13 protein-coding genes and 2 pseudogenes are annotated in these 14,790 nt (G+C 45.3%); 12 read left to right on the top strand and 3 right to left on the bottom strand.

Annotated elements, in window-relative coordinates; all coding sequences use genetic code 11:
- Position 1: 1 nt before the first annotated feature.
- Positions 2–1,375, top strand: a complete 1,374-nt coding sequence (locus L1D22_RS14530; RefSeq protein ID WP_239830307.1) for an MATE family efflux transporter — start codon at positions 2–4, stop codon at positions 1,373–1,375.
- Between the two features lie 305 nt (positions 1,376–1,680).
- Here L1D22_RS14530 and L1D22_RS14535 read toward each other — a convergent pair whose 3' ends face one another.
- Complete coding sequence (locus L1D22_RS14535) at positions 1,681–2,520, bottom strand: DMT family transporter (RefSeq protein WP_239830308.1); 840 nt, start codon at positions 2,518–2,520, stop codon at positions 1,681–1,683.
- Between the two features lie 191 nt (positions 2,521–2,711).
- Between L1D22_RS14535 and L1D22_RS14540 the strand changes: the two are divergent.
- The 5 genes and pseudogenes from L1D22_RS14540 to L1D22_RS14560 all read left to right on the top strand — a co-directional run.
- Positions 2,712–2,933, top strand: a pseudogene (locus tag L1D22_RS14540) (VOC family protein); the annotation flags it as partial.
- A 38-nt stretch (positions 2,934–2,971) separates the two neighbouring features.
- A complete protein-coding gene (locus tag L1D22_RS14545) occupies positions 2,972–3,496 on the top strand; it encodes a hypothetical protein (RefSeq protein ID WP_239830309.1) in 525 nt (174 codons plus the stop codon).
- A gap of 168 nt (positions 3,497–3,664) precedes the next feature.
- The gene (locus L1D22_RS14550; protein ID WP_239830310.1) at positions 3,665–5,104 is read left to right on the top strand and encodes a 6-phospho-beta-glucosidase; all 1,440 of its coding nucleotides are present in this window, start codon (positions 3,665–3,667) and stop codon (positions 5,102–5,104) included.
- A 110-nt stretch (positions 5,105–5,214) separates the two neighbouring features.
- Positions 5,215–6,210 carry a LacI family DNA-binding transcriptional regulator gene (locus L1D22_RS14555; RefSeq protein ID WP_239830311.1) on the top strand — a complete coding sequence of 332 codons (996 nt, stop codon included), beginning with the start codon at positions 5,215–5,217 and terminating at the stop codon, positions 6,208–6,210.
- A gap of 102 nt (positions 6,211–6,312) precedes the next feature.
- A complete protein-coding gene (locus L1D22_RS14560; protein WP_239830405.1) occupies positions 6,313–6,873 on the top strand; it encodes a sugar O-acetyltransferase in 561 nt (186 codons plus the stop codon).
- Positions 6,874–6,961: 88 nt separating this feature from the next.
- Here L1D22_RS14560 and L1D22_RS14565 read toward each other — a convergent pair whose 3' ends face one another.
- A complete protein-coding gene (locus tag L1D22_RS14565) occupies positions 6,962–8,149 on the bottom strand; it encodes an MFS transporter (RefSeq protein ID WP_239830312.1) in 1,188 nt (395 codons plus the stop codon).
- 285 nt (positions 8,150–8,434) lie between these two features.
- Here L1D22_RS14565 and L1D22_RS14570 point away from each other — a divergent pair, with 285 nt between their 5' ends.
- Entirely contained in the window at positions 8,435–9,316 is an 882-nt protein-coding gene (locus L1D22_RS14570) for a LysR family transcriptional regulator (protein ID WP_239830313.1), read from the top strand.
- A gap of 251 nt (positions 9,317–9,567) precedes the next feature.
- The gene (locus tag L1D22_RS14575) at positions 9,568–11,100 is read left to right on the top strand and encodes a phospholipase D family protein (RefSeq protein ID WP_239830314.1); all 1,533 of its coding nucleotides are present in this window, start codon (positions 9,568–9,570) and stop codon (positions 11,098–11,100) included.
- A 121-nt stretch (positions 11,101–11,221) separates the two neighbouring features.
- On the opposite strand, the gene nfsA is transcribed toward L1D22_RS14575, so the two are convergent.
- Positions 11,222–11,944: an oxygen-insensitive NADPH nitroreductase gene (gene nfsA / locus L1D22_RS14580; RefSeq protein WP_239830315.1), complete on the bottom strand. Its 723-nt coding sequence runs from the start codon at positions 11,942–11,944 to the stop codon at positions 11,222–11,224.
- 247 nt (positions 11,945–12,191) lie between these two features.
- Between nfsA and L1D22_RS14585 the strand changes: the two genes are divergently transcribed.
- The 4 genes and pseudogenes from L1D22_RS14585 to L1D22_RS14595 form a co-directional block, all read left to right on the top strand.
- Positions 12,192–13,175 carry an HAD family hydrolase gene (locus L1D22_RS14585; protein WP_239830316.1) on the top strand — a complete coding sequence of 328 codons (984 nt, stop codon included), beginning with the start codon at positions 12,192–12,194 and terminating at the stop codon, positions 13,173–13,175.
- A 161-nt stretch (positions 13,176–13,336) separates the two neighbouring features.
- Positions 13,337–14,032 (top strand): aspartate/glutamate racemase family protein, encoded by a 696-nt coding sequence (locus L1D22_RS14590; protein ID WP_239830317.1) that lies wholly within the window; start codon positions 13,337–13,339, stop codon positions 14,030–14,032.
- Positions 14,033–14,254: 222 nt separating this feature from the next.
- Positions 14,255–14,377, top strand: a complete 123-nt coding sequence (locus L1D22_RS22320; RefSeq protein ID WP_275665067.1) for a hypothetical protein — start codon at positions 14,255–14,257, stop codon at positions 14,375–14,377.
- Between the two features lie 271 nt (positions 14,378–14,648).
- Positions 14,649–14,738: pseudogene (locus tag L1D22_RS14595) on the top strand (radical SAM protein); the annotation flags it as partial.
- Between the last annotated feature and the right edge of the window lie 52 nt (positions 14,739–14,790).

Below are 14,790 nucleotides of genomic sequence, written 5' to 3' on the forward strand. Positions count from 1 at the left end.
TATGTTGATGCGATCCGCGACTTTGAGAACCATTATTGATAAAACGCTGCCCCTGACGTTGGGTGTGTTTGCGATCATGATGGTACAACTGGTCGACTCGATTTTTATCGGTCAACTTGGGGTGAATGAACTGGCGGTTCACGGTATTACCTTGCCATTTCAGGCGGCATTTACGGGTGTTCAAGTCGGCATTGGTGTGGCGGCGACGTCTATCATTTCTCAGGCGGTGGGGGCAAAAGAGCAGCGTAAATCGACCTCAATCGCCACACTGTCGGTTGGCTTCGGCGTCACAATCATCGCCTTGATTTGCCTCGGGTTAGTGGTTTTTGGCGACTCTGTTTTTGCATCGTTCGTCAATGATGTGTCTGAGGCGCAATACCAATCTATGTTGTCGATTTTTAATGTGTATTGGCCACTGTGGTTGTTCAGTGCACTGACGGTAGCAGCGCTTTATTTGGCAACCTGTGTGTATCGAGCAAACGGTGATACCAAAACGACAGGCAGCATGTTTTTGGCTGCCAGCATTATTAACCTGATTCTCGACCCTATTCTGATCTTTGGCGTGGATATGGGTATTGCAGGCGCAGCGATTGCGTCATGCATTGGCTACGCATTCGGTGCGATTTACATGTTGGTTAAATCACGAGGTAAAGGGTGGTTTGGCTTTAATGGTGCGTGCAACGACCAGATCAGAGGCTATTGCTTTGAGTTAATTAAGACGGTCATTCCTACCACGGCTAATCAGATTCTGCCTGCGGTAAGCGCATTCGTTTCTGTACTTTTGATAGCTCGAATCGGCACAAGCGAGATGGCTTTTTGGAGCCTGTTAGCACGTGTTGAGAGCTTTATGTTGGTGTTCTCACTTGCTCTGACCATGTCGATTCCCCCAATGATAGGCCGTTACTTGGGGGCGCAACAGCGATGTAAAATCCCTGAATTGTTGAATACGACCGCGAAATTCCTATTGATTTTCCACACCGCAGTGGCGGCACTGTTGGCTATTTTTAGTGGCTGGATTATTCCTGTGATTTCAGAAGAGCAGAGCATTCGAAGTTGGTTTGAAGTGACCTTGCTGTTCATACCATTCAGCTATGGGCCTCTGGGGCTTTGCATGTTGGTGGCTTCGGTGTTTAACGCATTGGGTGTGCCTCGCAAAGCGTTGAGTGTGTCTTTCTCTCGCCTGTTTGTGTTCTACATTCCGGCGATATGGTTAGGGGCGCTAACCGGAGATATGGTCAATGCGGTTATCGCTGCGACCATCGCCAATGTTTTAGCGGGCGCTTTTGCATGGTTTAAGCTTAATGCTTATATTAAAACTCACATTATTCCTCGTGCCGCTGCTGCCAATAAGCAGTGTGCACTCAGCGCAGGCTAATAAATATTGATAAGCAGTACGTCGCGACATCGCGTTACCCGCTAATACGTTTTCATCTACGATTTCTTTATTCGCGAAGGGCTCGGGATCACTCCGACCAATGCAGCAATATATGATTTGGCATAAACGAACCGATGTGAACACGGCTCACTAGTGGTTGCGAAACAAGATTCAGCAGTACATGAATAAGTCTGCAATTAGCTAAATTCCAAGATAACACTTATAAAAACGGCCTCGAAAATGAGGCCGTTTCTGTATCTGATTGTTCCACTTTTATTGGTATAAGAAGCGGAATGGATTCGAGCTTATCTCGCCTTTTGCCGGTGCTTTTCTCGCGCGTTTTTGATCATCTTAGCTGGCGATAAGCCCGTGACTAACATGGTGCCGGTGATAACCAGAACTGAACCCGCAACCGTATTGATGCCAACAGCTTCACCTAAGAACAAGTTACCCCAGAGAATGCCAAACACCGGAATGATGAAAGTGACGGACAAGGCAGAAGGTGCGCCGAGCTCAGAGACGAGATTAAAGTAAAGCAGATACGCTAATCCAGTACAGACCGCACCTAACAAGATAACCGACGTGGTGATCGTGAGGTCAGGTGTTTCTCTCATCGGGATAAAAAATACAAATGGTAACACCAGTAACACCGCAGCCCACATGCTGCCGTGAGCATTATCGAAGGCTTCTACTTTTGGAGCTGTCTTGGTGTAGTTAGAAGCGATACCGTAGCTAAACGCAGCCATTACCGCAGCGAAAATTGGAACAATCGCTTCCTGACCGATGTTAATTGCATCCCAACCGACCAAAACGCCTACACCCGTGACGCCAATAGCTAGCCCGAGCAACACCTTGCTTTCAAGCGCGGTTTTAGTCCATATCGCACCAATGATTGCCGCCCAAATGGGTGCTGTAGAGTTAAGAATAGCAAGGGTCGACGCATTGAGCGTTTGAGCCGCATAAGCGAAAAGCAAGAAAGGAAGTGTGGTGTTAAATAACCCAAGAATGAAGAAGTGCTTCGCGTGCTCATTAAAAGAGAGCTTCTTTTTCAAATAGAAAGAAACCAAGAGCAGAGTGATCGCCGCGAACAGAACTCGCGCCTCAATCAATACTGCGGGCCCAAGCGGATTGGCTGCAATTCTCATGAAAAGAAACGAGCCTCCCCATATAGCAGCAAGTATTATCAGTTTTAAAAAGCTCACAGTGTAAATCTCGGATTGTGTAAAGCCCGACTATGGATCAAAGCTATGTATTACACAAACTTAGATGTTAATACTGTGCAGCTACTTATTGTTATTTTGCTAACACCAATTCTTCATAAATAGGAACATCTTTGATGAATTCTGTTCCTGAATCGAAAGATGACATCTATGATCAATTCACCGGCTTCATTCATATGGCGATTTCATTGGGTTCAGAGCAGGCGGTCGATGAACTCACTCGCCGTTTAGTTGAAGAGGGTTACGAGCGTTTAGATGGCCCAAGTAGAACAAGTGATGGTTATTATGAGAGTTGTGTACTCGATCCTGATGGTAATCGCTTGGAACTTACCGTTTAATGTAGAGACTCATCTAAGAACGGAACTGAGGTATTACTATGATGAAGCGTGCTGTGACTTTTCTTTTTAGTCTTGGGCTTATGGGATGTGTTACCTCAGAACCGGTTTATGAGCCAGAGATAGACTCTAAGCTTGAACCATTACAGCCAATAGGCTACCTCGGATTTAAAGCTCACCAAGAGTGGGCGATTAAATTTAATGATTGCACCGTTTATGATTTAACTGGCGCGCAGCCTTACCAATGGTTTGATCGCACTTCAGAGTCTATTAGCTGTTATACGTTTAAGCCAACCGATGCTATCGAGCCTCTGCTGGTTTATTCCAATGCTGACTTCAACAGCAACAAACTCACTTCGATTAATCGTTTCCAAGAACTGCAAGTATCAGAATCAGGTTGGGGCAGCTTTCCTATCGTCTATGAGACAAGCGGCACTAATTGGCTGAGAGTCAAAGAAGGTTGGATTCACCTCACTCTAGCCGACCAAACGCTCGTACAGTTTTATCCTGGCACTCAAGACCAATCAGCTAAATCACAACACGACCAGTATTTTGAGCAGCATTGATTGCAACGCTGACTTTTGATTAGTCTATATTTCGATCAAAAAATTTCGTTTAACTATTGTTGAAACCGGTTTCAGTCTGTATCTTTACTTTTATTGAAATGGGTTTCAGAGTTGCGATTGCTTCTCTAATCCTGATCTTTTCACGAATAACTTGTAGCGAGTAATGGTATGAACAACGAATTTCCGAACGATTTTTTATGGGGTGGTGCAGTAGCAGCGCATCAGCTAGAAGGCGGCTGGGATGCGAATGGCAAGGGTGTGAGTGTTGTTGATGTATTAACAGCTGGCGCTCATGGTGTTCAACGTCGAATCACCGATGGGGTGATTGATGGCGAAAACTACCCAAACCAAGTGGCGGTTGATTTCTATCATCGTTACAAAGAGGACATCAAGTTATTCGCTGAGATGGGTTTTAAGTGTTTTAGAACCAGTATCGCTTGGACACGTATTTTCCCTAATGGCGATGATGCCGAGCCGTGTGAAGCGGGTTTAGCGTTCTACGATGACTTGTTTGATGAGTTGTTGAAATACGATATCCAGCCAGTGGTGACGCTGAGCCATTTTGAAATGCCTTATCATCTAGCCAAAGAATACGGCGGCTGGATGAACCGTAAAGTCATCGACTTCTTTGTTAAGTACTCGACTACAGTGATGGAGCGCTACCAGCACAAGGTGAAGTACTGGATGACGTTTAACGAGATCAATAATCAGATGAACACCTCGGCAGACATCTTTGGTTGGTTATGCTCTGGTGTGAAGTTCCCACAATGCGAAAAGCCACAAGAAGCGATGTATCAAGCGGTTCACCACCAGTTTGTCGCGAGTGCGTTGGTGGTTAAGAAAGGTCATGAGATCAACCCAGATCTTCAGATAGGCGCAATGTGTGCGATGGTGCCTTTTTACCCTCGATCTTCAAAACCCGAAGACATCATGGTCGCACAGCAAGCGATGCGTGATCGCTACTTCTTCTCGGATGTGATGGTGCGTGGTCATTATCCAAGCTACGCAAAACGTGATTGGGCAATCAAAGGCTTCAACATTGAAATGCAGCCTGAAGATGAGCAGATCTTGAAAGAAGGTAAAGCGGATTACCTTGGCTTTAGCTACTACATGTCAAACACATTAGACTCGTCTTCTTACCAATCGACAGATGAAGCAATGGACGGTGGTCATGAAAACTCGGTTGATAACCCGTTTATCAAGTCGAGCGACTGGGGCTGGCCGATTGATCCAACAGGCTTGCGTTTCTGTTTAGCGTCTCTTTATGAGCGCTACGAAGTGCCATTGTTCATCGTTGAGAATGGTTTTGGCGCGGTTGATACCATCGAAGAAGATGGCAGCATTAATGATGACTATCGTATTGCTTACCTTGGCGATCACATCAAAGAGATGAAAAAAGCCGTTGCGATCGATGGCGTTGATCTAATGGGCTATACCCCTTGGGGCTGTATCGATTTGGTGTCATTCACTACTGGTGAAATGAAAAAGCGCTACGGATTCATTTATGTAGACAAGCACAACGACCAGTCAGGCTCTTTGGAGCGTAAACGCAAGAAGTCGTTCGACTGGTATAAAGGCGTGATTGCATCTAACGGTGCCACTATTTAGAATGCCTCTTGCTGCGTCGTTATACGTAATATGAAGTTACACGCAATATGAATGAACATTAAATTAGTCCGCTTATGTCGGCTAATTTTTTATATGAGGAAAAGAAGCGAATGGTCACAATGCTTGATGTCGCGAACCGCGCAGGCGTATCAAAGTCGACGGTTTCTCGTGTCTTAAATGGCAAGAATATCGTGCGCCCAGATGTGGTGAAAAAGGTCTTTGATGCGATTCAAGAAACGGGCTATCGACCAAACTTGTTAGCTCAGCAACTGGCGACCAAGAAGACCAACTTCATCGGCTTCGTTATCACTAATGAGCTGTTCAACGGCCCTTACTTCTCTTCCTTGATGTATCACGCGGCTTCTTATAGCGAAAAATCGAATCACCAACTGGTGATCACCGATGGTAAACACAGTGCTGAAGACGAAAGGAAGGCGATCAATTTCCTACTCGACATGAAATGCGCGGGTATCATCATTTATCCGCAATGTTTAACGGAAAGCGAGATAGCTCAGATCATCGACAGCACTGATACTCCGATTCTTGTGCTTAACCGAGAAATGCCTTCGAAGCCTGAGCATGCGATCACCACCGATCATTATCAAAGTGCTTGTTTGATGGTTGAACACATCATCGAGCAGGGACATACAGAGATTGCGGTGATTCGTGGTAAAGCTGGTTCGTCGACCGATGAGCAGCGTTATCAAGCCTATCAAGATGTGCTCACCAAGCACGATATTAAGCTAAACGAATCTAACGTGTTTCAAGGTGATTGGACGATGGAGAGTGGTTACCGTGCCGCGCAAGCTTTAGTAAAGAGCCAAGCGAGCTTCACGGCTATCTTGTCTGAAAACGATGATATGGCAATTGGGGCTATTAAGGCGTTAACTGAGCTGGGTTATTCATTGCCCCAAGACATCTCTATTGTCGGCTTTGATAACAGTAAAGTCGGCGAGTTTTTAACGCCAAGCTTAACCTCTGTGAGCGTTCCATTAGAGCAGATGACGCAAAAGGCGATTCTGAAAATCGTCGGTAACTCAGCGCAAGCAGATGCCATCAATACCACGGGCAGTCTTGTCGTTCGAGACTCGGTGTCCAGCCGCTAAGTTCACCTAGTGCAATGGAAGGATGGGTAGAAAGATCGTGATGCAAATCCTTTTAAATTAGAGATAGTCATTGAAAAAGAGTTTGGTAAGTAGATAAAGATGATGAAAACTGAAAAACAGAAGATGTTGGCTGGAGAGCCTTATTTAGCGTGGGATGAAGAGCTGTACGCAGCACGAATCGAGTGTCGTAAGGTTCTACAAAAGCTCAACAATAGTATCCCAGACAGTGACGAGTGGCGTTCAGCGATTGACACCTTGATCCCTGATTCTGAAGGCGCTTATTTAGAGCCACCATTTCGTTGCGACTACGGTTCAAACATCAAGCTGGGTAAGAATTTCTACGCCAATTTCAACTGTGTCGTGTTAGATGTCGCAGAGGTAACGATTGGCGACAATGTGCTATTCGCCCCTAATGTTCAGGTGCTAACAGCAGGACACCCGCTTGATGTGAAGAGCCGTGTTGATGAAGGTGTCGAGTTCGGCACCCCAATTACCATTGGTGATAATGCTTGGATTGGTGCAGGTGTGATCATTTGCCCAGGCGTGAACATTGGCAAGAACAGTGTGATCGGTGCTGGTAGTGTGGTGACCAAAGACATCCCAGATAATGTGGTTGCGGTTGGTAACCCGTGTAAAGTTTTGAAAGCGATTGATAACGAATAATTATCAGATTTAAATGATAAAGCCCGAACTTAGATTCGGGCTTTGTTTTTTCTATTCTTGCTAGAAGCTAGAAGCTAGAAGCTAGAAGCTAGAAGCTAGATGGAACAGCTTGTTGAGCTTGCTTCTTATCCAATACACCACTGAATCGAGTCAATCCAAGAGCAATTAAAACAATCACAGCGCCGACCCAAGGGGTGTTCATTAGTCCAGACTCCGCAACAATCAAACCACCGCCCCAAGAACCTAAAGCGATACCGACGTTGAAAGCGGCAATATTGAGCCCAGATGCCACATCTACTGCGTCTGGTGTGTATTTCTCTGCCAGTTTAACGACGTACACCTGTAGCCCCGGTACGTTACCGAATGCGAATGCACCCCAAACTAAAATGGTAGCGACTGATGCGTATGGGTTAACTGCGGTAAAGTTGAACACCACCAATATAGCGGCTAGACCAGAGAAGATGACCGTCAGTGCTTTAATTGGCCCCATTTTGTCGGCCATCTTACCGCCCCAGATGTTACCTACCGCGACGGAAACTCCGTAAACCAACATGATTAGGCTGATAGAGCTTGAATCAAACCCCGACACGTTTTCAAGTATTGGAGCAAGGAAGGTGAAGGCTGTGAATGTGCCGCCGTAACCAAGCGCTGTGATAGCGTAAACCAGTAATAAGCGAGGCTGAGTCAGTACCTTTAATTGTGCTGAAATTTTAGCGGCTGGTGGCTGTTTAAGGTTGTTAGGAACCAAGATAGCGCTGCCAATCAAAGCGATAAGACCAAGCAATGCAACGATCAAGAAGGTTGCTTGCCAGCCAAATGTTTGGCCGATGTAAGTACCCAGCGGCACACCCGTTACTAATGCGACGGTTAAACCGGTAAACATGATTGCGATGGCACTCGCCGCTTTGTCTTTAGAGACCAACCCTGTTGCGATGGTCGACCCAATCGAGAAGAACACACCATGTGCAAGGCCGGTAAGGATACGTGCCGCGATCAGCGTGTTATAGCCTGGAGCCTGCCATGCCAATAAGTTACCGACAACAAACAGAGACATCACGGTTAACAGCACCAATTTACGGTTCCATTTTCCTGTTAATGCGGTGAGTACTGGCGCGCCAATCGCTACGCCCAACGCGTACAAACTCACTAAGAGTCCTGCTGATGGCAGTGATACATTCAGGTCGGTCGCCATGGTAGGGATTAAACCTACAATGACAAATTCTGTGGTTCCGATGGCAAAGGCGCTGAGCGTCAATGCGAGTAATGCTAAGGGCATAATCATCTCTCTTACTATTCTGTGTTAAGTATCGAGCGCGATAAAGTGGGGCAGTTTATGGCTGCAATAAGAGCGCTTCGTTTGATGGGGAGGATTATCGAGCAAAAAATATTTGTGAAAAATGCCGCTATTAACAAATAACTTTTGTGTTATCTGCAATAATGTTAGAGGGAGTCAATGGTAGGTTTTGAGCTACTTAATCCGTTAGATGTTTAACAGATACAACGTTCAATCGACTAAGCACTCTAGTAACTTCAGCCACAATGAGAGTAGATAAGGATCCTTATGCTAACGCGATCAGATGATTTGGAAATGGTGTTGACCGTGGTTGATGCTGGTGGTTTTTCAGCGGCAGCAGAGACGTTGGATGTTCAGGTGGCGAAGGTATCTCGCTCTGTCAGTAAGGTTGAATCTCAATTGGGCGTATCGATATTTAACCGAACCACAAGGCGTGTCGAGCTAACCGAAGAGGGACGTCAGTTTGTCGATTCTGTTCGTCTCGGTTTGCAGATGATTCAGAGCGCTGAAGAGGAGATTGTATCGCGCGGTGAACTGCCAAAAGGACGATTAAGAGTCGATGCAGCCAGCCCTTTTGTATTTCATCAGTTGGTGCCTTTGGTGCAATCATTTAATGAAGCTTTTCCAGATATTGAGCTTGAGTTAACCTCTAACGAAGGCTTTGTTGATCTGTTAGAAAAGCGCACCGATGTCGCGATTCGAATTGGTAAGTTAGCCGATTCAACACTCCATGCTCGACCATTGGGTAAGAGTTTGTTGTATATGGTCGCTTCACCAGAGTATTTGGCGAAGCGTGGTATTCCACAGAAGGCAGATGATCTCAGCAGTCACCTTACGGTCGGTTTTTCGGATAATAAGGTGCTTAATCAATGGCCGTTGCCCAATCACCACTATATTGAGCCAAACGTCAAAGCCAGCAGCGGTGAAACCATCAGGCAGCTAGTATTGGCAGGAAATGGCATAGCATGTTTGTCGGGCTTTATGGTGCAGCAAGATGTTGCAGAAGGTCGACTGGTTCCTGTTTTAGAAAATGTGAAATTGAATCATACAGACAGAGAACTAGTGAATGCGGTGTTCTACAAGTCGTCATCGGTATCCAAGCGCATCTCGGCGTTTATCGATTTCATTCAACCTCGTTTAAAACTGTAATTGAGATAAGTAAGCCTAGGCGGGAAAAGTTGAAAAGAAAATTTCCTCAATAATTAGTGTTCAACTACTTGGGTGAAGAGTTGTTTATACACACCTTACGCTGGAGCGCGGATGTTATACTTATTCTCGAAAATTACCTATAAATTTCAGGCTTTAGCAGTAATAATCAATGAATAGACCGAACAGCTTGTGAGTCGAAAAGCTGTCGGGACAGTTTCTAAAGACGTCATCGTGAAAAGGAAGTCAGACACATGCCTGTGCTCCAACGCATCAGTTTAACCTTAGTTTTGGCCGCTATTTTGGGCGGCTGTTCTTCATTACCAGAAGGCATCGACCACCCTGCAGAACCGTACACCTCTTATGGACCAAGCTCTTTGTCGGCTTTAGCGGATGAATATCAACCACAAGCATCAGAGCAGGCGACTACCGCGGTTCGTTTACAAGAGTCTGGTTGGGATGCATTGGCACAGCGTTTGGCGTTGGTTGAAAGTGCAGAACACACTATCGATATTCAATATTACATCTGGAACTCTGACGAATCGGGCAGGTACCTAGCCAGCCGTTTGTTAGCCGCAGCTGATCGTGGCGTTAAGGTGCGAGTCATGCTTGACGACATTAACCTTAACGAGCGTGAAGGCCTATTATCGGCACTGGATGCACACCAAAACGTCGAGATCCGAATCTTCAACCCAACACCAACACGCCGTGGTTTTAGTAAATGGTTGAGTTTCCTTGGAGATTTCTCTCGTCTAAACCGCCGTATGCATAACAAGTCGTTTACCGTAGATGGCACCTTGTCTGTGGTTGGTGGGCGTAACATTGGTGATGAATACTTCGACCTTTCTGACGAGATAAACTTCCGAGATCGTGATGTATTGGTCATGGGCTCGGTCGTTACCACGATCCAAACCAGCTTTATTGAATATTGGGACAGCCGCTGGTCTTACCCTATCGATATGCTGGGTGACGACGAACAACCGGATCTTTCAAAAGTTGACGATATCACCGTTCCCCAATACAAAAATTACCCAGAGTTACCATTAAATCGCGAATCGGCAGATAGCCTGCTGAAAGAGGCGCTTAATGAGATGACTTGGGTGAATGCTCGTTTCGCTTACGATCGTCCTGTGCCTGTCGATTCAGACAATACTGATGAACCCAAAGTAACGGCAGTTCTGTTAGGACAACTAGCAAGCGAGTCGAAACAAGAGATCTTGCTTGAGTCGGCTTACTTGGTATTCGATGATGGCCAATTAGATGAGTGGCAAACGTTGAATAACGGAGGCGTTGAGATAAAGGCACTGACTAACTCAATGGCGTCAAATGACTTGGTTACTAACCACTCTGCTTACGCGGGCAGACGTTACGATATGTTAGAGCATGGCATCGACCTGTTTGAGCTAAAACCAGATTCCAAGCTGTGTGAAGCGTCTACCCAAGACGTGTCTAAATGTGCGCCTGAAACGGCTTATGGTTTGCATGCTAAATCTGTCGTATTTGACCGCAGTATCGCGAGTATTGGCTCCTTTAACTTCAACCTGCGTTCGACCTACCTAAACACGGAATCGGTGCTAATCATCGAGAACAAAGCGATTGCTGAAACGCTAGCTAAAACCATTGAACAGGCGATGAGCGAAGACAATAGCTGGCGCTTGGAACTTGAAGATGGTGATGTGTATTGGTACTCAGGTGACCAAAGTTGGGACAGCGAGCCAGAAACAGGCAAGTGGGAACGAATGCAGTCAGGCTTTCTACAGCTTCTCCCAATAGAGAAATATCTCTAAGAGAATCAGCATCCTAGAAAAGAAAAATGTCAGCGCATAATACGCTGACATTTTTGTTTGTGATGACGAAAACGGAGCTCGTTCATCGGAACCTTTTTCTGTCTTTAGATCTGCTCTCGACCTATCGCTTAGTCAGTTGCTTACTGTTCAAGTACGGCAGAATATGTGGGCGAGATTCACCAGAGAGTTTCTGTGTGATCTGCTGTGACCAGCTGCTTTGCTTCTGGTTACTTGAGCGGTTGGCGTAGTAGCTCTGCATTGAATCGTCATAGCTTGCGATTTCATCTAGGTTCAATGATTGGTATTGGTTTTCGTGCATCACCACATGAGCAGGAAGGCGGGGTTTAATCTCTGGTTGCTGTGCAGGATGACCTAAACACATACCAAATAGCACGGCTGTGTGCTGTGGAAGTTCTAATAGCTCATCAACCTGTTGAGCGCTATTGCGCAAGCCACCAATGTACACGCCACCTAATCCCAACGACTCCGCAGCCAGCATACAGTTTTGTGCCATGATGCCAGAATCAACAGCGCCAATCAGGGTTAGCTCAGTAAAGTCGGTTTTTACTTCTGGGTTAATCTGAGCGTGGCGTTGATAGTCGATACAGAACACCAAAAACTCGGCTGCACTCTCCACATAAGCTTGGTTGCCTGCGTATTCCGCTAGCAGTTTACGTTTCTCTTTGTCTGTGACTCTAACGATAGAAACAGCCTGCAATAAGCTCGATGACGACGCGGCAAGGCCTGCCTGAACAATTAAGTCGAGGTGCTGTTGTTCTATTGGTTGTTCCGTATATTGGCGAATGGAGCGATGCCCCAAAATGGTCTCAATCGTACTATTCATAGCTCTCAGACTGTCCTTGTTTTTATGATGTATTACAAATCACCATAACGACATTTGAGGTTGGGGTAAACCTCTACCTCAACAACAAGTTTGTTTTTGAACTAGTCCTTGATGTTGTCTCGTTACAACCTTTATATGAATAGCAACATAAACAGCGATTATAGTGTTCATAAGTGGAAAATCAGACTAGACCAACTAGGATGAATTACATTAAACCCTGTAATTAATTCAACAACATGGTAGTGCTATGAAGAAAATAACCCTTTTGTCCGTTGCGATTTTATCTAGCCTTTCTTTCTCATCTTTTGCTAAAGATTGTGATCTCAATTTGCTGCCTTCATGGAAAGACAGCGAGAGTAAATCAGCTATCGTCGACTTTGTTGGTCAAGCCACCAAAGCTGAGTCTGATACGTTCGTGGAAATCCAAGATCGTATTGCTGTTTTCGATAACGACGGTACGCTTTGGTCAGAAAAACCTTATTACTTCCAATTGGCCTTTGCGCTAGATCGTGTCAAAGAGATGGAATCTCAACACCCGGAATGGAAAACGGAACCACCGTTTAAGTTCGTACTTGAAGATGACATCAAGAGTGTTCTAGGGAGTGGCGAAGAAGGTTTATTGAAAATTATCATGGCGACGCACTCTGGTATGACAGTTGAACAATACCAGCAAGACGTTAAGCAATGGTTGGCTGCAGCGAAAGATGAGCGCTTCAACAAAGCCTATACCGATCTGACTTACCAACCAATGAAAGAGATGCTTAGGTACCTGCAAGAGCATGATTTCAAAACTTACATCGTGTCGGGTGGCGGTGTTGATTTCATGAGAGTGTGGGCTCCTGAGGCTTATAATATCCCGCCAGAGCAGATCATCGGTAGCGCACTTAAATACAACTACAGTTACAACGATGGCAATCCAACCGTTACTAAAGGCTCGTCAATTTTGACCATTGATGATAAAGCCGGAAAAGTCACCAACATTCAGCATATTATCGGTAAGAAACCTATTCTAGCGGTCGGCAACTCAGACGGTGACCAAGCGATGATGCAGTGGGCAACCAGTCAACCAAATTCAATGGCGATGATTGTTCACCATACTGATGCAGAACGAGAGTGGAAGTACGATCGTGAATCCCATGTTGGTAAGTTGGATAAAGCGCTAGATGAAGCGAATTCCAGAGAGGACTGGACGTTGATCGACATGAAATCCGATTGGTGTGAGGTTTACTAATACTCCATAGACTCTCAGGCAACACAACAAAGGCTCGAATTGTTAATTCGAACCTTTTTGCTAAATAGCGAAGCCTTCGTCTCAGTTTCAGCAAGAACGTACTATAAATCTTCAACGTATGACGCTTTAATCGGGATAGTCAGAAATTAAAGGAATAGAAAATGAAAACGATCGGTTTGCTTGGTGGCATGAGTTGGGAGTCTACTGTGAGCTACTACAAATCCATTAACGAAGGTGTGAAAGCCACACTCGGCGGGCTTAATTCTGCAAAGGTTTGTATGTATAGCGTGAACTTCGATGAGATAGAAAAGCTGCAGCACCAAGGTCGTTGGGCTGAGACGGCTGATATCTTATCGGACGCGGCTATATCGGTAGAGAAGGGCGGGGCGGACTTCATCCTTATCTGTACCAATACCATGCATAAGGTTGTGCCTGAGATCGAAGAGAAGATCACGATCCCGATCTTACATATCGCTGATACCACCGCGCAGAACCTGCTTGAGCAGGGCGTGAAGAAAGTCGGATTACTCGGCACAGCTTTTACAATGGAACAAGATTTCTATAAAGGGCGCTTAACCGAAAAATTCGGTATCGATGTTGTGATTCCAGGTGAGAGTGACCGAGAACAAGTCCATAACATCATTTACCAAGAGCTGTGCCGAGGTGAAGTAAAAGAAGAGTCTCGAGCTGTCTACCGCCAAATCATTGAGAAGCTAAGCCAGCAAGGGGCAGAAGCCGTTATTCTAGGGTGTACTGAAATCGCTCTCCTGATTCAGCAGCAACACACCGATGTTCCTCTGTTTGATACCACGGCTATCCATGCTGAGGCGGCGGTATGCTTGGCGACGAGTGACTAGCATCTAGCTCTTAATCTTAGTTACATAATTGTCCTATTTTCGCTCTTGTGCAATTTTTACTCATAAGAGTGAAAGTTTTTTGTACAAAAGCAGGTCGTTAATTAATGAAGCGATGCTTTGTTCATTAACCAAGGCTTTATCGGCAGGTAAGGCTTTAGTTAATGGCTGAGGTATCCGCGCTTTTAAGCACTATGCTTTAGTCATGAAAAAAGAGGATTTATTATGAAATGGCTTATCTTATCTTTAACGCTATTATTCGTGGCAGGATGCCAATCGACGGGCTCTCAAGAAGCACAAGTTGGTGACGACATGAATCGAGTTCATACTCAGGGCTGCAGCAGCTAATCCCTTTAGTGAAAACATCTTTTCAGCTGCTCCGATAGCGACATCTATAAAAGCTCCAATAAAGAGTTACCCCCTAAAAAGCCTTGTGTTCTCACAAGGCTTTTATTTTATACAAAATCTAAAAACTGATTCGACTATATTGCGGATTATCAATGAATATTGGTGTTGATAAACTCTGTTTTATTCAAGCACGCTCTCGTGCTTATAGACCGGAGAAACCAATACGAATTACGAGGGAAAAGTATATCGTCCATGGACAGAGGCGAAGAGCATTCTTATTCAAACCACATTAGGTTGCAGCATCAACACGTGTACGTTCTGCAATATGTTCAGCGATAAGCGATTCAAAGTTCGTGTTGTAAATTTGTGAATATGAATTGTCTATATTCTATGCTGTGTACTGGATCTCATTT

Source organism: Vibrio sp. Isolate34, from assembly GCF_022397915.1.
Taxonomy (GTDB): domain Bacteria; phylum Pseudomonadota; class Gammaproteobacteria; order Enterobacterales; family Vibrionaceae; genus Vibrio.